The organism is Gemmatimonadaceae bacterium (genome assembly GCA_016720905.1).
Lineage (GTDB): Bacteria > Gemmatimonadota > Gemmatimonadetes > Gemmatimonadales > Gemmatimonadaceae > Gemmatimonas.
The window spans coordinates 222,141-239,324 of sequence record JADKJT010000008.1 but is presented as its reverse complement, the minus strand read 5'-3'; the positions used below and the strand labels follow the sequence as shown (position 1 = coordinate 239,324).

Sequence of the window (17,184 nt, the reverse complement as noted above, 5' to 3'; positions counted from 1 at the left end):
GATGACCGCCAACAGGTGCGCATCGTTCCGGAATTGCGTCGGCACGCGCGCGAGGCGTCCGTTCCGCTCGACAAAAATATTGCGCGCGTTGTTGACGAGAATGTCGGACACGGTGGGGTCGCGAAAGAACGGCTCGATCGGACCCAGCCCAACGACTTCCCACACCACATGCTCAACAATCTCGTCGCGCTCGGCCTGTGAGAGCGGCGTGACTTCCGTCCGCAGGAAATCCGCCACCGCCAACCGAATCTGCGAGGTGATCTCCCCCTCGTCGGTCATGTGCTCGAGGGCTTCCAGATCGAGTCGTGCAATCAGTCGATGATGGATGTCCACCTTGAGCTTGTCGACCGCGCTCAGTTCCGCTTCGGTGGACGCGCGGCCGAAGAACGTCGACTGTCGTTGCGGGTCTGGAATGCCCGCCGTCGGCGCAGTATCCACGGCCGACAGGTCACGCGGTGTCGGAACCACGGCCGACTTGCGGCCGGTCAACCGATCCATCAGGGTCATGCGCCGGTTCTCTTTCGCGCAAACAGGCCGCGCAGACCAGCCCGCGATCCATTCTGGGCGGCGTGCGGTGCGGCGAACGGGATGGTCCCGCCGGCGAGCTTCTGCGCCAGTTGGCGATAGGCGAACGTCAACGGCGAATTGGGATCCTTGATTTCGACCGGCACGCCGGCGGTGCCGGCTTCCGAGACGATCTTGTAGTCGTTCGGCACCTTGAAGAAAATCTCCTCCTTGAACACTTCGGCCGCTTCGGCCGACGAGACCACGTCGCCCGACCGGTAGCGGTTGATGACCACCGCAATCTTCTCGGTGGGATACCCGAGACGTCGGAACATCCCCAGTGTCCGCTGCGTCGAGCGCATGGCGGGCACCTGCAGTTCGGTCAACAGCAGAATGCGGTCGGCGGCGTCAAGCGCGGCCAACGTGCGGTCGTTCAACTGGTGCTCGCAATCCAGGACGGTGAACGCAAATGTGGATCGCAGTTGCGCCACCACTGTCGCAATCACTTTCGCACTGATGCCTTCGCCGTCTTCCGGGCGCTCGGTTGCGGCGAGCATCCACAATCCATCACCGGCCGGAGTGAGCACCGAGTTCAGCAGTTCATCGTCAAGGCGATCAATCTTCGAGGCGAGGTCGCCGAGATTGTAGGTGGGGCGCAGGTTGAGCAGAATGCTGGCGTCGCCGCCGGGGACACCAATATCCGCCACGGACACGCGGGACGCCGGATGCAGGGTGGCAATGGTGCTCGCCAGGTTGACGGCCACGGTACTCACGCCAACGCCGCCCTTGGCGCTGTACACGGCGAATACCTGCCCCTTCGATTCGGCCGGGTCCACGCGCTTGTGCAGTCGATCGACCGCGCTGTGGCACTCCTCCTCCACGAGCGGCCGAACGAGAAACTCCTGGATTCCCGCGCGCATCGCGCGCAGCATCAACCGGGGATCGGCAACCGGACCGGTGGCGATGACCCTCAGTTCATGTTCGCGCCAGACGGTGCGATCGATCGCCGCGAGTCCGGCATCATCGACGTCGTCGAGTGGCAACACCAACAGGTCCACCGGCACTCGTCCATGCCGCTCGATCGCCTGCGACATGGAATCGGCCCGTAGCATGCGGACATAGCCAAATCGATGCAGCGTCGAATCGAGCACGGAGTCGTCCGCAGCGGACGCTCCGACGACAAGGGCCTGACGGCTCAAGCGAACTCCATGCGAATGCCGATCACGGTTTCTTGGTGGGCGGAAGACGCTTCTTGAGCGCATCCATGGCCGGTCGTGTCGTATCCGGTTTGGACCGCACCAGATCCTGTTCACGCGGATTCATCGGATCGATGAGGACCGGCGTCACGACCACCACCAGCTCGGATTCGTTGCGCTGGAAGGATGAGCTCGAAAACAAGGCACCGAGAATGGGGATGTCCTTGAGCAAGGGCACGCCGCTGCGCACCCTCTGCTCATCGTCAGAGAACAGACCAGACACAATCAAACTCTGATCGCGACGCACGTCGAGCGTGCTGGTAATGCGACGGGTGCGAAATGCCGGAATGCGGAACCCGGACAGCACCACGCCATTCGAAAAATCGAGACTCGAAACTTCCGGCGTAAAAATGAGCTTGATCAGGCTGTCGCTGATGATTTCGGCCACGAATGACAGTCGTATGCCGAACTCGCGATACTGGATGGTGATGCCGTTGTTGGCGCCCCCGGCGCCCCCGCCTTGCACGACGGGCACCGGCACTTCGCCGCCAGCGAGGAACGAGGCGGATTCGAGATTGCCGGCGATGATGTTGGGTTCAGCCAACAGGCGTGCGTTGCCGCGCTGTTCTTCGGCATCGAGGAAGGCGAGCACACTGGTCGTGCCCAGGTCGGACAACACGGTCAGGAATCGTGCCGACGACGGCAGCGTGACGTCGCCCGTGGTCCTGTCGATGGGTTGATCGGTATTGAAGATGCCCGTACCGGTGCGCGTGCTCTTGTCACGCCAGACGGCGGACACGCCGAGGTTGCGTAGCGCGTCGCGACGCACTTCGGCGAATTTCACGCCGATCGCGATTTGCTTGCGATCGGACGGTGAATGCACGGTAATCCGATAGTGCGCGCGGGTCCCGTCGGCAAACCAGAGGATGGCGTCGGTCTCGCCAAGTTTCATGGCGTTGATCAGGACTTCCCGGGCGGAAATCACCACCACGTCGGCGATATCCGGCAGTGCGATCGACACCTTGGTGACATTTTCGTCGGTGCGTAGCGGATAAGCGCGGCCGACAGACAACGACAGCGGTTTGACGGGCGTGTCAGCCAGCTGGGCCCGCGCCGGATTGGCGAACAGGAACACCGCCAGGACAGCCACGCGGCGCGCGACCCGATGTAGTCGATTCATGATTGGTGTGGTCAAGCGATTTCTCCGTGCAGTGCGGCCTAAGACTGACGAACAGACGGCGTCAGGTTCAGGGCCGGATTGTGTCGCGTTTGATGGTGTCCTTCTTGAGCTTTTCATCCTGTCGTTTGGCCCCTCGCCACACCTGCACGGTCAGCGAATCCGGTACTGCGGGAGCCTTTACCACGGGGACTGGTACCGATGGCACAATGGGTTCGGCCCGCGGTGCCGGTGTCGACGTGCGCGGTGCCGGACGGGCGGCCGGCGGCGGCGGCGTCGGTACCGTCTCGCGCAACATGGCGGCGGCGTTGCTGGTATTGGACTTCCTGGCGTTCGCATCACCGGCTTCGGAGAATCCCCGCAACACGAGCTGGATTTGTCCGCGCGCGGTGGCAACGGCCAGCAGTTCCGACTCTTCCGGGGTCACCTCAATCGTGGCCACTCCACTTGGCGTTACGCGTCCGTCGGCCCCGCGGGTCACCTCAGCACCCATGGCCAGTACGCGCATGTTCTCCATGAACAGCTTGGCCGATCGCGGTTCACCCGTGCTGCTCGCCCCGAGGGTGAGCAGGATGTCCACGCGACTGTTGGGCTGGATCATGCCGTTCATGCCCGACACATCATTGATACGCACCCCCATCGCCCGCTTTCCCGGGGTGATCTTGGCTTCCAGCCCTGGCGCCGCGCCTTCGGGAGCCAGCCGACCCGGCACGATTGCCTCGCCCGCATAGATGGCCACATGTGACACGCGTCCGCTCACCCGCACGGGGGTCTCGAACGCGTTCTCGGGAACCACGGGTTCGGGCCACTGCTCAACGCGTACGTCGGCTTCCTGGATTTCGGCACCCTCGGCGATGTCCTTGGCAGCGACCACCACGGGGCGCGTCGCGATCTGATTACGCGCCGTGCTGGCATTGATGTACCGAAACACCAAATACGTCGCGATGGCGGCGACGAAAAGCGATGCGATCAGAACAGATGAATACCTGCGAATGGCCATGTGCTACGGTGTCTCCTGGAGACCGACGAACGCCCCAATGCGATTGTATTCTACGAACGTTCCCAACGAAAAATGGCCTGCCGAGTGACTGTAATGGTGCTGAGCACGCTGAATCCGGTCAGATCGGCGAACAATGGGTAATTCGTGACGCTGACCCGCACCTCGTTGCCAACCAGCGCTGCCGTGACCTGATTCGGGTCCACCGGAAATCCGAAGGCCGTCGAATAGATAGTGATTCGGGCTCTGGCAGAGTCCTCTACGGCCCCGATGGTCCCGGCACTCAATGTCGCGCCGTATCGGGCGCCTTCGCGCAACGCGCCGGTCAGGACGTTCAGTCGCTGGTACGCCCGTGAGAAGCTCAACCCGCCCCACACCAGCAGGAAAAAGATGGGCACGACAAGCGCGAACTCGACAACGGCGGCGCCGTGTTGCTGGTTCCGAAAGGCACGCCATCGACTCCGCATCCAGCGCATACCGGCTCCTATGCCAAGATTTTCGGAAACCACGCTGCCACGAGCGCACCACCGGCCAGAGCGACACCATACGGCAGGTGCCGTTTCAGTCCCGGCCGGTCGTCGCCCGTTGCACCAAGGACGCCCAACGAGCGAGATGATAACGCAAGAGCCGTGCGCTCCACTCCGGCCTGCAGACGACGCTGGCGCAAAAGCGTGAAGACAGCCAGTACGCCACCAAGCAGCGCCGCGATCAAGGCGGCACGCCAGGTTGGTCCCGGTCCCAGCCACGCTCCGGCCGCCGCAAAGAACTTGACGTCTCCGGCACCGAGCATCCCTAGCAGCCAGAACGCGACCCAGATGGCGAAGCCCAGTCCGACCCCTTCCACACTGCGGAGGAGGGCCACCGACAGCGGCCACGTCGAGACAGAGAACGCCACGCCCGAGAGGAGGATAACCACCACTAGGGCGTTCGGGATTCGTCGGGCCCGAACGTCGGTGACGCAGGCTACCAAGAGCAACCCGGTAAAAAGTGCTCCCCACCAAGGGCCGTACGCGGTCACTCCAAACATACGAATGCGCTGCTCCGCGTTCCCCAAGACTCGGGGACGAATTTCGGTGTCTGTCAGGGCGGAAACAACGAGTGGTGCACTACCTTCGAAAAGTAGTGCACCACCTCGTCCAACATTCATGGTGAATCTACCGGAAAACGCTCCTCCGAATGCCGTTCATTCAGATGGCCGATGACTTAGACGGTCGTGATCGAATCGGTCTTCTTCTTGAACCAGGAGCTGATACCGGTGCCGAACGCCAACACGACCGCGACCAGCACGACCGCGACCAGCGCGATCAGGAGCGCGTACTCAGTGACGGCGATGGCGTCGTCAGACTTGAGGAACTTGCGAACGAGGTTCATACGATGTTCTCCGAAGGTGATGAAGGCGAATGACGGTCACTACTGCGCTCTTGCTAGTCCAAACGATCTAGATCCCCTAGAAGCAAATAACGTGACAGTGGCACCTAGTCGAGCGTATACCATGCAGTGCGCTCAATCGATCGCGGTCAGTCGCCTTCAAATGACCTCGTCCGATACCATTTAAAGTATTTCTATTCAACGTGTTACGGAACCCTTTGGACGATCAGCCACGCGCTGAGTCCCTTCCCGCTTTCAGCCTCTCTTGAACGACACATTGGTGAGGCTTGCTCGCCCATAGTTGCGTGCATGCCACGCACTTGTCGATCTCATCCCACACGAACAGAAGCGATTTCCAGAATATGGATAGTGATAAGACGAGTTGGATATCCACCGTGAATCTCCGCGACTGGACCGCGGGGCGGCCTTTGGCGGCCCGGCGGTCGCTCCAGATTGCGCTCGCCACGGCCATCGTGAGCGGCCTGTGTGCGTGGGTCTTCCTGAGTCGCCCGGATGCCCCCTCGGACTTCTTTCACTACTGGTCGGCGGCCAGAACCCTGCTCGACGGCGGCGATCCATACACGGTGATCGCCGAGGGTCCCGCGAATCCTGGTCACGATCCCACGCTGTATCCACTGCCGGCTCTGCTACTCCTGATTCCCTTCGCTCTGCTGCCGCTGGCTGTGGCCGGTGGCGTTTTCATCGGGCTGTCCGCCGGACTGGCCGCGTATGGACTGGCGCGGACGGGGGCGGATCGTCTGCCACTCTTTTTGTCGGCGCCCTTCCTGTTGGCGCTTTCACTGGGCCAATGGTCGCCGATGCTGGTCGCGGCCGCCCTCATTCCGACCGTCGGCTTCATCGTCTCTGCCAAGCCCAACATCGGGCTCGCGGTATTTGGCGCCAGGCCATCAAGGCGCGCCGTGTTCGGCGCGATCGCGCTGTTGGTGATCAGCCTGGTCGTCATGCCGCGCTGGCCTATCGAATGGTTGGCCAATGTGTCGCATCGCGAAGAGAAATTCGTACCGTTGCTGCGTCCCGGCGGCTTCCTGCTTGCCGCGTCACTGCTTTCGTGGCGCCGTCCGGAGGGGCGCCTGCTGGCGATCATGAGCATCGTGCCGCAAGCCTTGTTCTTCTATGACCAGCTGCTGCTCTGGCTGGTACCGCGAACGCTCAAACAGTCCTTGCTGATGTCGATCTGGAGCTTCGGCGTGTTCTTCGTGTGGTGGCGAGTCGTCGCCCGCGGCGACGCGAATTACGTCGAGCAGGCCGTGCCGTATGCGTATTCACTGTACTTCCCGGCGCTGGCCGTGCTGTTGTGGGAATTGGTGGCACGATCGACGCGCGATGGCGACCGCGTGAACGTTCGCGCAACGGCCGTGGCGCTCTGGCGAGTGTTGAGCCACGACGATGAACCCTCACCGGATGCGCGGCCCGTTGCGCTTCGACACCGTGTGTGGACAGCCATTGCCATCGGCCTGATTAGCGGTGCCTTCTGCTGGCTCTGTTCGCTCCGTCCCGGGTCGCTGGCGGACTTCTATTTCCCGCACGCGGCCGCCCGGCTCTTTCTCGACGGGCAGAATCCCTACCTGGTGATGGGCACCGGCGCCGAGGCATTGGCGAAGGAAACCACCCTGTACTACCCCTTCACCGCGGTGCTGGCCGCGGTGCCGTTGGCCGCGCTGCCACTCGGCGTGGCGTCGGCAATCTTCCTCGGCCTTTCCGCCGGGTTGCTGGCCTTCTTCATCACGCACGACGGACTCTGGCGCGTGCATGTGTTTGCCAGTTCCTCATTCGTGCTGACGGCCCTGCTGGCGCAATTCTCGCCGTTGGTAATGCTCATGGCGTTCGCGCCTTCGGCCAGGCCTGCTGGCGGCACTGAAGCCCAACATCGGACTTGCGCTCTTCGCGCGCCGGCCGAGTGTGCGCGCGGCGGTCTCCGCCACGGCGTTCGTTGGGGTGAGCTTGCTGGTTTTTCCCGCCTGGCCGGCGCATTGGTTGCACGTGTTGCGTGCCGATGTGGTGGATACGCGCGTGCATGTCCAGCCGGTGCAGCAGTTCGGTGGATTTCTGTTATTGTTGTCGGCCATTGGCTGGAGACGTACATCGGGAAGGCTCCTGCTGGCAATGAGTCTCATTCCACAGTTGCTGTTCTTCTATGACACCTTGCTCCTCTGGCTCATCCCGCGCACCAGAAAGCAGTCGATCTTCCTTACAGGGTGCAGTCAACTGGCGGCGCTGACATGGTACCTCTTCCTGCGTGAAGGGCAGTCGGTGGTCCGCGCCGCCGCCCCGTCGGTGATCTGGCTGATCTATATGCCGGCGCTCTTGCTGGTGCTGTGGCAGTGGCGGCAGGAGAGCCGGAAACGCTAACGCGAGGGGAAATCCACTCGCGCCGCAAGCGAGATGAACCTTGACGAAAACACCCAGATTCCCAGCACTGCCGGTGGAAACCACCAGAACCCGAAATAGTCGGTTCCTGTGGTCTGCGACTGCACCACGAGGCCGAGGTGACACGTGGTCACCGCACCGATGAGCATCCATCGTCGCGCTACCGAGTTCACTTCAGCAAACGCGCGGACGAGGATGATGATCTGAGGCACCGCCAGCACCACGTGGTCGAAGGTCCAGCCAAATGGCGCAGCAATCACGGACAGGCACAACACCGACGGCAACAACTCGTCCAAGGCGTGTGCGTGAGGTCGCCGCCACAACCAGATCGCACATAGCACGGCGGCGACCAACGGAATGACGGTGAGGGGCCAGGACGGTCCGTGTCCGGTCCACTGCGCGAGGAGTTCGCGAATGACGTTCGGTAGGTTCGGCGTGCGCCAGGTGCTGGCCGCTGGGGCGCCAGCGGGTGGTTCGGACAGACCATGCGTCCAGTTCGACATCAGGGACGATGCGCGAAGCAGCACGGCAATCAGCAGGGCCGATATCCCGGCGACAGCGCCAACGACCAGACGCCATCGCCTGGCGCGTACCACCTCGATGGCGACCAGCACCACCACCAGCAGAAACAGGTGTGGTTTCACGGAAAGCATGGCCAGCGCCAGGCCGGCGATGAGGTCGCGACGGGCGCGCATGGCCCAGTATAAAAGTGCGACCGCGAGCAGCAGCAGCAGGCTGACCTGCCCCAGCTGGATGGTCATCACCATCGGAACCGAGAGCAGACTGGCCAGCACCGCCGGGACGATGTCGGGCGCGGAGAGTCGTGATCGCCGGTAGCCGGACACGATCAGCACACACGCCACGGTGTTCATGATGATGTTCACGCCAATCCACGCGGCGGCGGCAGATGGAAACGGGAGGCGGAGCACCCGCTGCATGAGCACCAGCAGCCATGGCGGGTTCCACATCATAAACGGGATGCTGTCGGTGCGACCTGAGGCCTGTTCGACCGCCAGCATCTGCACCGCGTCGTAGGGATTTCCATGAGCGGCCACCACCTGATTGGCTGCCCAGTACTCGATGAAATCCTGTGTGCCCCAGTCGCCATGCTGCCGTGGGGTCCTGCTGACGAGCGCGGCGAATATCACCGCGCTGATCAACAGGACGAAACCCGCGATGCGTGCGGCGCGACGTTCGACCGTCACGGGCACGCGACGCGGGTCCTGATCTGACAGAGGTCCGGTAAGCACGCCTACAACTTCGCCGGGAAGCACAGTGTGAGCAAATGGGCCGAATGACGAATCCCGTCACCTCGCGCCTCTGGCTCATGGCGCGTCTGCAGCATAGTGTCCGCTGAGCAACGTCGGTGGTTCACGTTTCTTCCCCATATCGCTTCGTATCTCTTCGAATGTTGCCTGCGGCTCCCGGTCGTTCACCGACGGTCATGGAACGTTTTTCGCGCGTACCACTGTCGCACGTCTGGGCGGTCGCGGCACTCGTGCTGCCCCTCGTGCTCACGGTTGCGGCGCGCATGGGATCGGTGGATCTCGCGTATCACCTGCGCGCCGGGGCCATGATGCTCGACACCGGCCGATTGCTTCGCACCGATCCCTTCACGTTCACAGCCGTTGGGGTGCCGTGGATCGATCAGCAGTGGCTGAGTCAGGTCGTGCTCGCACAGGTTTTCCACACGGGGGGCTGGCTGGCATTGGCGCTCACGCGATCGGCCTTGTCGGCGATCGTGCTCGCGTCGGTGTTCGCGACGTGTCGTGCACAGGGCGCGGCCGTACGTCGCGCGGCTTGGTTGACGCTTGGGAGCGCAATGCTGCTGTTGCCTGCCTTGCAGCTGCGACCGCAGCTCTTCGGTCTCACCTGTTTCTCGCTGGTGCTGTGGCTCGTCGCCGACCGGCGCGCACACCCTGGTCGGCTCTGGTGGCTGGTGCCACTCGTGCTGGTATGGGCCAACCTGCACGGCACGTTCTTCCTGGCCGTTGGGCTCATTGGCCTGGCGTGGCTGGATGATCGCCACCAGCAACAGGCGACCGCGCCGCGACTGGTGATGGTCGGTCTGGCCGTCATCGCGGCCTCGCTGGTGAATCCGTTCGGCACACGCGTGTGGCGCTACGTCTGGGAACTCTCCAGCAACCCGTCTGTGCGCGGTATGGTGACCGAGTGGCAACCGACATCGATCGACTCGTTCAGCGGCGCGGCGTTTCTGATCTCCGTTCCGATCGTGGCCCTGCTGCTGGCGCGCGATGTCGCGCCACTCAGGTGGCCCCTGGTGCTGTCGTTGGGGTCCTTCTTTCTGATCGGGGTGATGTCGGTCCGCGGTGTGTCCTGGTGGGCGATGGTGGCGCCGACCGTTCTCGCCGGTACGCGGGTCGGTCGTGAATCGACGGCGCGTATCGACCCGGTGAACCGTGGCAACGCGGCCATTATCGGGACGCTGGGGGTCGTGTTGCTGCTGCTGTTTGGGCGATGGGTTCCCTATCGGACACCCGCGCCCGTGCCGCGAGCACTCCTTACGGAAGCGCCGTGGGGAATCACCCGTGCTCTGGCGACCACCTTGTCACCCGGCGCGCGCGTGTTCAACGCCCAGGCCTGGGGATCGTGGTTCGAGTACGCCCTGCCCGATCATCCGGTCGCGGTAGACTCACGCATCGAGGTCATTCCAGCCGAGGTGTGGAAGCGCTATGCCGACGTTTCCAACGGACGGGAGGGGTGGCAGCGCATTCTCGACGATTGGCAGGTGCGAGTGGTCGCCCTGTATCCCGTGCAACAAGCCGAACTCCTGACCCGAATCTCCAGCGATGCCGGCTGGCAGCTCACCTATCGCGACGACGACGGGGCTGTCTTCATTCGCCGGTAGCGCCGCCTTACAGGCGCACGCGCTTTGCGGTTCGGTATTTCTCCGGCACGTTGCGCAGTGACGGGTCGTTCTGCCCGCGGAGATTGAATTTCAGCATGAACCAGACGGCGGCCACGCCATCCTTCCAGTTGATCTTCTTGCCCTCGAGGTAATTGCGCGGGAAATATTGAATCGGGTACTCGTGCACTCTGACCTTGAGCTTGGCGATCTTGGCGGTGATTTCCGGCTCGAATCCGAAGCGGTTGCACTCCAGGGTGATCGGTTTCAGAATCTCGGCGCGAAAGACCTTGTAGCACGTCTCCATGTCCGACAGGTAAAGGCCGCTCAGCAGATTGGATGTCAGGGTCAGCAGCCGGTTCACGGCGTAGTGAAACGTCCGATGCACATTGGGACTGTTCTTGCGATAGCGACTGCCGTAAACGATGTCGGCGCGATTGCGCAGGATCGCGTTGACCAATTCCACCAGGTCTTCCGGCGCATACTCGAAATCGGCGTCCTGGACGGCGATGATATCACCGCTGGCCAGTTCGAAGCCGCGACGCAGCGCGGCGCCCTTGCCACAATTCTGTGGTTGCCGGATCGCGACGAGCGGATGCGATTTGCCGTACTCCTCGACGATTTCCCACGACCCGTCGCGACTGCAGTCGTCCACCAGCACGTATTCCACCGGACACGGCCACGACACCGTTCTCAGGCGCTCGAGCACGTCGCGAAGGTGCGGTGCTTCGTTGTAAACGGGGATGACCAGCGAGAGTAACATGTGACCGTGCGGCGGCGTCGAAGGGGGAAGTTGACCATCGAGCGATTGCGGCGTGCTCTTATGCAAGACGTTCACCCGGCGAATTGGTGACAGTCGGGTCGCCGGCGTGACGGCGTTGCCGCTCGAGCTCAATCAGCAGATTCTGCAGGTCGGACGGGCTGATCCCCGGAATCTGGGACGCCTGACCCAGCGACCGTGGCCGAATGGCATGCAGCTTCTGGCGCGCTTCCGTCGACAGCGTTCGGATGGCGAGATAGTCCAGGTCCTGTGCGAGGGGCATGGCGCCCATTGCGCGCAGGCGCGCGGCGCGGGTCCGTTCGCGCTCGAAGTAGCCGGAGTACTTGATCTCGAGTTCAGCGCCGACCACCGCATCGGGCGGCAGGTCGCCGCCCACGCCAGTGGCCAGAAACACCGCGTGCAGCGACACGCCGGTGCGTTTGGCCAACTCCGAGGCGCGCACGGCATGCGCCAGCGGCGCCGAGTCAGCGGCGGCAAGCAACCTCGCGGCGTGTTCCGGCGTGACACTGGTTGCATCGGCCAACTGCAGTGCCACCCGCACGCCGGCCATACGTGATTCGGCCATGGCGCGTTCGCCGTCAGAATAGACACCCGCCGCGATGGCAATTGCCGCCAGTCGGGCAATCGCATTGTCCTGACGCACGGTAAGCCGGAACTCGCTGCGCGAGGTGAACAACCGATACGGCTCATCAACGCCCCGCGTGACGAGATCGTCCACCAGCACGCCGATGTAGCTCGTTTCCCGTCCAAGGATGATCGGTTCGCGCTCCTGCACCCAGCGTGCAGCATTGAGACCGGCGATCACCCCTTGTCCGGCAGCCTCTTCGTATCCGGTCGTGCCATTCACCTGCCCCGCGAACCACAGTCCGGCGATAGCGCGCGAGGCCAGTGTGGCGTCGAGTTGCGTGGGCGGATAGTAGTCGTATTCGACGGCGTAGCCGGCGCGCGTCATGCGCACGCGCTCGAGGCCCTTCACGGTGCGCATGATCGCCAGTTGCACACCCACGGGCAGTGAGGTCGACAACCCGTTCACGTACATCTCGTGCGTGTCGTGCCCTTCCGGCTCGAGGAACAGCTGATGGCGCTCCGCGTCAGGAAAACGAATGATCTTGTCTTCGACACTCGGGCAATAGCGTGGTCCGCGTGACGAGATGGCGCCACCGTACATGGCCGACTCGGCGATGTGTGACGCGATCAGCGCGGTACCCGGTGCGTCCAGATGCGTGATGTAACAGGGAAGTTGTGCCGGATGACGCGTCACGTCTCCGGCGCGACGCGGGGTGCGCCAGAAATGCGACCAGGAGTAGTCCCACACTTCGATATCGCTTTCCTGCCTCGGCAAAGCCGCCACATCGACCGATCGGCCGTCGATACGTGGCGGCGTGCCAGTCTTGAAGCGCTCGGTGGTGAGTCCGATGGCATCGAGCTGTGCGCCCAAATGGGTGGAGGATGCCTCGCCAGCACGACCGCCGCTGACGCGCGTGCCCGTACCGATGTGCATCTGGCCGCGCCCGAAGGTTCCCGTGGTGAGGACCACCGCTCGCGCCCCGAATCGCCGCCCTTCCAGCGTCTCCACACCGAAGACGCGTGTACCGCTGGTGTCCAACAGCAACTGACCGACCATGCCTTGAATGGTGGTCAGGTTCGGCTGTGCTTCCAGCAACTGTCGCACCGCGCGCCGATACAGTCCGCGATCGCACTGCGCGCGTGGCGCCCAGACGGCCGGGCCTTTCCCCGTGTTGAGCATGCGAAACTGCACGGTTGCCAGGTCGGTGGCGCGCGCGATGATGCCGCCCAGCGCATCTACCTCGCGAACCACCGTGCCCTTGGCGATTCCGCCAATGGCCGGATTGCACGACAGTTGACCAATCTGCTCGAGGGCGCCCGTCACGAGTGCCACGCTGGCGCCGGATCGTGCCGCCGCCATGGCGGCTTCCGTACCGGCGTGACCGCCACCGATGACGAGGACGTCAAAGGTGGATTCGAGGGCGGTGAGATCCGGGGAGGCGAGGCGGACGGTCATAAGATGTGCCACAACGCTACCAAGGCGAACGGGCGAAGGCTATATCAAGCCCATGCCCCTCTCCGTAAGCAACACTGCCCCCAGCCTGGCCATCCGACGGGCCGCATTTGAACGCGCGGATCTGACTCGTCAGGCCTTCGATGAGGCCCTCGGGCTGACACCCGACGAATTTCGCATGGAAGCGAACCTGATTCTCATCGGACCGCTTGTGGGTGAAGCCACGCTCACCGACCTCATTGATACGCTCGAAGCGCGCGGACTGGTCTACTTTGACGATTTCTTCGAGTTGAGCGGCAACTGGCCCGATTGGCTCAAGCTGTTTGCCACCGAGAGCGCGGCCGCCTGACGTTGCGCTACGCAAACACGCTGGGAACTTCGGATCGCCGAAGCACGCCCTCCCAGCCGCAACTGATGCACCAGCTGCGGCGGAATCGCGGACCCAACACGCGCCACCATCCATCGCGGGCGATGGCCAACGTATCCCCATTGCACATGACGCACTGATCGCCATCGGGAATCATCATCACGAAGGCCTTGGTGGCGATCCAGAAGAAGGCCACCCGCATCACCAGGACCACGCCGATGAACATCCAGGCGTCAGTCCAGGTCCATGTGCCTGCCAATCCGGTGTTCGACATCGTTGCGGGGCGTTGGTGAGCGTCAGGAGTCGACGTAAGACCACCATACAAAATACATCACGGCTGGACGACGTCCCGACCACGGGCGGGCAATGGATCAGGCAACGCCGGCCGTCGCTGATGCGAATTGCGCACTCAGGAACTCCGCCGCGCGCCATTCACCGTAGTACCACGGGTTCCACGGCAACCTTCCCGAGGTGAACCCGACGTGACCCCCTCGCTCAGGGAAGTCGATTGTGAGGGATTTGTTACCGCCGGCGATCGCCGTCACATGATCCAGGACATCCGATGGCAGAAAGGGATCATCCCGTGCGCTCAACAGCAGCGTCGGCCGGCGGATGCCCGAAAGAAACGGGAGAGAACTGGCGCGCGCGTAGTAGTCGGCGGCGTCGCGAAATCCGTGCAGCGGCGCGGTGAAGTGATCATCGAACTCCCAGAGCGTTCGTGCGCGACGCACGGATGTCAGCGGCGTGAGCTCCTGATGGCGGGCAATCTTGGCGAGCGCCTTGGGTATGAGCGAGCGCAGAAACAACCGCTCATACACCGTGCCGAAGCCCCGCCCGATGTGACGCGAGGCGCGCGCGAGATCGAAGGGCACTGACATCGCCACCGCGCCCTGCACGTTGGCGGAAAGGACCGTGCCCACTTCGCCAAGCAGTTTGCACAGCATGTTGCCGCCAAGCGAGACCCCCATGAGCCCCAACGGTGCCTCAGGATACTCGGTGACCAGTTGTTCGATCACAAAGCCGGCGTCAGACGTCTCACCCGAGTGGTAACTTCGAGGCAAGCGGTTCGGTTCTGAACCACACGTGCGGAACAGGACCAGGTCGGCGGCCCAGCCGCGAACCTGCGCCTCGCGAAACATGGCGCGCGCGTAGTGTGAATGCGCACCGCCCTCAAGCCCGTGGAACAAGAGCAGCCGCGGAGAAACCGGTGACGGCCCGGCGACTCGAACGAGTTCGAGAAAATCGCCGTCTGGGGTGTCCCAACGCTCGACGCGTCCCTCGATTGGCGGCTCACGCCGTCCGATCCGGCCCCACAGTGTCGCACTGTGCGGATCGGGGAGCCACCAGGCGGGTTGGTACGTTTGGGGCACGGGAGAAGGGAGACGGGAGACGGGAGACGGGAGACGGGAGACCGGAGACGTACGGGTATTCGACGAAAGAGGCACCCGACGGCTATCGTTCCCGCGTCCCAACTCACTCTCCGGAAACTAGCAGTCCATTCAGGCGCTGTGCGCCCTCACTCATCGCTCGTTTGCCGTGCCCGATTGCGTCAGCGCCGCCAACCTCACCATCTCCGTGTCCGGTTCTGCCTTGCTGACTGCGCTCGTGGCCGGCATGGTCGGACACGGCTCCCTGCGTCCATTGCTGGAGGCCCGCGGCATCACGCCGTGGAGGCTGCGTGACTCCCTGGGTTCGCTGCCGCTGGTGCTGATTGGCAGTGGTCTGCTGGGTGGCACCGCGGCATTGCTGGCCGCGTGGGGCGTACTGCTCTGCAGCATCCCTGCCGGCATCATCATGACGGTGAGCGGGCTCATGGTGAGCGGCGTCCTGATGATGCGATTGGGATTACTGGCGTTGCGGAAACTCGTCTGACGGTCCTTCACCACTTCCAACCATCGCTGTCATGAAGCGCCTGACGCGCAATCTGACCTTTCAGGTCCTCGTCGCCGTCGCCTTGGGCGTCATGCTCGGCGTCATCGCACCGGATGTTGCGAAAAAGCTCAAGCCCATCGGCGACACGTTCGTGAATCTGGTGAAGATGGTGATCACACCGATCATCTTTCTCACCATCGTGCATGGCATCGCGTCGATGGCCGACCTGCGGAAGTTGGGACGCGTCGGCGGGAAAGCGCTGCTGTATTTCGAACTGGTATCCACGCTCGCGCTGGCGATCGGTCTCGTGATCGTCAATGTCACGAAGCCAGGCGCGGGGTTGGACGTCACGACGCTCGCCACGGGCGATGTGTCCAAGTATACGGCGTCCGGCGCGCAGCAGAGCACCCTCGAGTTCCTGCTGCACATCGTGCCCAGCAACGTGGTGTCTGCTTTTGCGTCGGGCGACCTGCTGCCAGTCGTCTTCTTTTCAGTCCTGTTTGGCGTGGCCCTCACGGCGGTCGGCGAGGCGGGTCGTGATGTCGCCGATCTGCTGGTCCGCTTTCAAGCCGTCTTCTTCAAGATCGTGGCCATCGTCATGAAGGTGGCGCCCGTTGGCGCATTCGGGGCCATGGCGTACACGGTCGGCACCTTCGGACTCAAGACGCTCTGGCCGCTGGGTCGATTGATGCTTGACGTGTACCTCACCATGGCGGTCTTCATCTTCGTGGTTCTGGGCACGATCTGCCGTCTCTACGGTTTTCGGATTCTCCCGTTCCTGCGGTTCATCCGCGAGGAGATTCTGTTGGTACTGGGCACGTCGAGCTCCGAGGCGGCGCTGCCGAGAATGCTGGAGAAGATGGAGCGCTATGGCTGTGCCAAGCCCGTCGTCGGTCTGGTCATCCCCACCGGATATTCGTTCAATCTCGACGGCACCAGCATCTATCTTTCGATGGCCGCCATCTTCATTGCGCAGGTGTATCGCGTGGACCTGAGCATCGGGCAGCAACTCACGCTGCTGGGGATCCTGATGCTGACGTCGAAAGGTGCGGCCGGTGTCACCGGTTCGGGGTTCATCGTGCTGGCCAGCACGCTCGCCGCGACGAACACCGTGCCGGTTGAAGGCGTGGCCCTGTTGCTGGGGGTCGATCGTTTCATGTCCGAGGCCCGCGCGATCACGAATCTCATCGGCAATGGCGTGGCGACGCTGGTGGTCTCACGCAGTGAAGGCGCGTTCGACGATGCCAAGCGTGCCGAGGCTGAGGCGGCCATGGCATGAGCGACATCCAGGTGCAGATCTTTGGCACGAAGAAGAATGCCGACACGCGCAAAGCCCAGCGTTTCTTCGCCGAGCGGCGCGTCAAAGTGCATTTCGTCGACCTCGCCGAGCGGGCGGCGTCCATCGGTGAACTGAAGCGATTCGCACAGAAATTCGGTGTCGAGAAACTCGTCGACCGGGAATCTCGGCGTTTCGCCGATCTGGGACTGCGCACCGCGCTCTATGGCGAAGAGCGTTGGCTCACTATCCTGGCTGACGAACCCCTGCTCCTGCAGCAACCGTTGGTGCGCATGCAGCACAAGCTGACGATTGGTCTGGCCGAAGCCACCTGGAAGGAGTGGCTCTAACTGCGGTACTTCAACCGCAGTG

At 63.1% G+C, this 17,184-nt stretch carries 19 protein-coding genes; 7 read left to right on the top strand and 12 right to left on the bottom strand.

What is annotated here, in order from left to right; genetic code table 11:
• The 7 genes from IPP90_09595 to IPP90_09565 form a co-directional block, all read right to left on the bottom strand.
• Positions 1-507 (bottom strand): hypothetical protein (locus IPP90_09595; protein MBL0170970.1); only part of this gene is annotated, 507 nt, incomplete at its 3' end.
• Complete coding sequence (locus IPP90_09590) at positions 504-1,655, bottom strand: P-loop NTPase (protein ID MBL0170969.1); 1,152 nt, start codon at positions 1,653-1,655, stop codon at positions 504-506. The genes IPP90_09595 and IPP90_09590, both read right to left, overlap by 4 nt.
• A 70-nt stretch (positions 1,656-1,725) precedes the next feature.
• Positions 1,726-2,895 carry a pilus assembly protein N-terminal domain-containing protein gene (locus IPP90_09585; GenBank protein ID MBL0170968.1) on the bottom strand — a complete coding sequence of 390 codons (1,170 nt, stop codon included), beginning with the start codon at positions 2,893-2,895 and terminating at the stop codon, positions 1,726-1,728.
• Positions 2,896-2,947: 52 nt separating this feature from the next.
• Positions 2,948-3,877 (bottom strand): Flp pilus assembly protein CpaB, encoded by a 930-nt coding sequence (gene cpaB, locus IPP90_09580; protein ID MBL0170967.1) that lies wholly within the window; start codon positions 3,875-3,877, stop codon positions 2,948-2,950.
• A gap of 50 nt (positions 3,878-3,927) precedes the next feature.
• Positions 3,928-4,350 carry a pilus assembly protein gene (locus IPP90_09575; GenBank protein MBL0170966.1) on the bottom strand — a complete coding sequence of 141 codons (423 nt, stop codon included), beginning with the start codon at positions 4,348-4,350 and terminating at the stop codon, positions 3,928-3,930.
• A gap of 8 nt (positions 4,351-4,358) precedes the next feature.
• Positions 4,359-4,844 carry a prepilin peptidase gene (locus IPP90_09570; GenBank protein ID MBL0170965.1) on the bottom strand — a complete coding sequence of 162 codons (486 nt, stop codon included), beginning with the start codon at positions 4,842-4,844 and terminating at the stop codon, positions 4,359-4,361.
• Between the two features lie 233 nt (positions 4,845-5,077).
• Positions 5,078-5,245: a Flp family type IVb pilin gene (locus tag IPP90_09565; protein ID MBL0170964.1), complete on the bottom strand. Its 168-nt coding sequence runs from the start codon at positions 5,243-5,245 to the stop codon at positions 5,078-5,080.
• Positions 5,246-5,637: 392 nt separating this feature from the next.
• Here IPP90_09565 and IPP90_09560 point away from each other — a divergent pair, with 392 nt between their 5' ends.
• Together IPP90_09560 and IPP90_09555 are read left to right on the top strand one after the other, a co-directional pair.
• Positions 5,638-7,401: a hypothetical protein gene (locus IPP90_09560; GenBank protein MBL0170963.1), complete on the top strand. Its 1,764-nt coding sequence runs from the start codon at positions 5,638-5,640 to the stop codon at positions 7,399-7,401.
• A complete protein-coding gene (locus IPP90_09555; GenBank protein ID MBL0170962.1) occupies positions 7,367-7,612 on the top strand; it encodes a hypothetical protein in 246 nt (81 codons plus the stop codon). The genes IPP90_09560 and IPP90_09555 overlap by 35 nt, the downstream gene beginning before the upstream one ends.
• On the opposite strand, the gene IPP90_09550 is transcribed toward IPP90_09555, so the two are convergent.
• Positions 7,609-8,880: a DUF2029 domain-containing protein gene (locus IPP90_09550; protein MBL0170961.1), complete on the bottom strand. Its 1,272-nt coding sequence runs from the start codon at positions 8,878-8,880 to the stop codon at positions 7,609-7,611. The genes IPP90_09555 and IPP90_09550 overlap by 4 nt on opposite strands.
• Positions 8,881-9,074: 194 nt before the next feature.
• Here IPP90_09550 and IPP90_09545 point away from each other — a divergent pair, with 194 nt between their 5' ends.
• Positions 9,075-10,499 (top strand): hypothetical protein, encoded by a 1,425-nt coding sequence (locus IPP90_09545; GenBank protein ID MBL0170960.1) that lies wholly within the window; start codon positions 9,075-9,077, stop codon positions 10,497-10,499.
• 7 nt (positions 10,500-10,506) lie between these two features.
• Here the strand turns inward: IPP90_09545 and IPP90_09540 are convergent, their stop codons facing one another.
• Entirely contained in the window at positions 10,507-11,259 is a 753-nt protein-coding gene (locus tag IPP90_09540; GenBank protein MBL0170959.1) for a glycosyltransferase family 2 protein, read from the bottom strand.
• Positions 11,260-11,317: 58 nt separating this feature from the next.
• A complete protein-coding gene (mnmG, locus tag IPP90_09535) occupies positions 11,318-13,300 on the bottom strand; it encodes a tRNA uridine-5-carboxymethylaminomethyl(34) synthesis enzyme MnmG (GenBank protein MBL0170958.1) in 1,983 nt (660 codons plus the stop codon).
• Between the two features lie 52 nt (positions 13,301-13,352).
• On the opposite strand from mnmG, the gene IPP90_09530 reads away from it, so the two are divergent.
• Entirely contained in the window at positions 13,353-13,646 is a 294-nt protein-coding gene (locus tag IPP90_09530) for a hypothetical protein (protein ID MBL0170957.1), read from the top strand.
• Between the two features lie 7 nt (positions 13,647-13,653).
• Here the strand turns inward: IPP90_09530 and IPP90_09525 are convergent, their stop codons facing one another.
• A complete protein-coding gene (locus IPP90_09525) occupies positions 13,654-13,938 on the bottom strand; it encodes a hypothetical protein (GenBank protein MBL0170956.1) in 285 nt (94 codons plus the stop codon).
• Between the two features lie 97 nt (positions 13,939-14,035).
• Entirely contained in the window at positions 14,036-15,034 is a 999-nt protein-coding gene (locus tag IPP90_09520; protein MBL0170955.1) for an alpha/beta fold hydrolase, read from the bottom strand.
• Between the two features lie 166 nt (positions 15,035-15,200).
• Between IPP90_09520 and IPP90_09515 the strand changes: the two genes are divergently transcribed.
• The 3 genes from IPP90_09515 to IPP90_09505 are packed head-to-tail and all read left to right on the top strand — an operon-like array spanning position 15,201 to position 17,162.
• Complete coding sequence (locus IPP90_09515; protein ID MBL0170954.1) at positions 15,201-15,536, top strand: hypothetical protein; 336 nt, start codon at positions 15,201-15,203, stop codon at positions 15,534-15,536.
• Between the two features lie 31 nt (positions 15,537-15,567).
• Complete coding sequence (locus IPP90_09510) at positions 15,568-16,815, top strand: dicarboxylate/amino acid:cation symporter (GenBank protein ID MBL0170953.1); 1,248 nt, start codon at positions 15,568-15,570, stop codon at positions 16,813-16,815.
• Between the two features lie 5 nt (positions 16,816-16,820).
• The gene (locus tag IPP90_09505) at positions 16,821-17,162 is read left to right on the top strand and encodes an arsenate reductase (GenBank protein MBL0170952.1); all 342 of its coding nucleotides are present in this window, start codon (positions 16,821-16,823) and stop codon (positions 17,160-17,162) included.
• Positions 17,163-17,184 lie beyond the last annotated feature (22 nt).

Bases quoted from the DNA above. Each gene is read 5' to 3' on its own strand.
- IPP90_09555 (MBL0170962.1), top strand. From the start codon at position 7,367: ATGAGTCTCATTCCACAGTTGCTGTTCTTCTATGACACCTTGCTCCTC.
- IPP90_09530 (MBL0170957.1), top strand. From the start codon at position 13,353: ATGCCCCTCTCCGTAAGCAACACTGCCCCCAGCCTGGCCATCCGACGG.
- IPP90_09545 (MBL0170960.1), top strand. From the start codon at position 9,075: ATGGAACGTTTTTCGCGCGTACCACTGTCGCACGTCTGGGCGGTCGCG.
- IPP90_09540 (MBL0170959.1), bottom strand. From the start codon at position 11,259: ATGTTACTCTCGCTGGTCATCCCCGTTTACAACGAAGCACCGCACCTT.
- IPP90_09565 (MBL0170964.1), bottom strand. From the start codon at position 5,245: ATGAACCTCGTTCGCAAGTTCCTCAAGTCTGACGACGCCATCGCCGTC.
- IPP90_09510 (MBL0170953.1), top strand. From the start codon at position 15,568: ATGAAGCGCCTGACGCGCAATCTGACCTTTCAGGTCCTCGTCGCCGTC.
- cpaB (MBL0170967.1), bottom strand. From the start codon at position 3,877: ATGGCCATTCGCAGGTATTCATCTGTTCTGATCGCATCGCTTTTCGTC.
- IPP90_09525 (MBL0170956.1), bottom strand. From the start codon at position 13,938: ATGTCGAACACCGGATTGGCAGGCACATGGACCTGGACTGACGCCTGG.
- IPP90_09575 (MBL0170966.1), bottom strand. From the start codon at position 4,350: ATGCGCTGGATGCGGAGTCGATGGCGTGCCTTTCGGAACCAGCAACAC.
- mnmG (MBL0170958.1), bottom strand. From the start codon at position 13,300: ATGACCGTCCGCCTCGCCTCCCCGGATCTCACCGCCCTCGAATCCACC.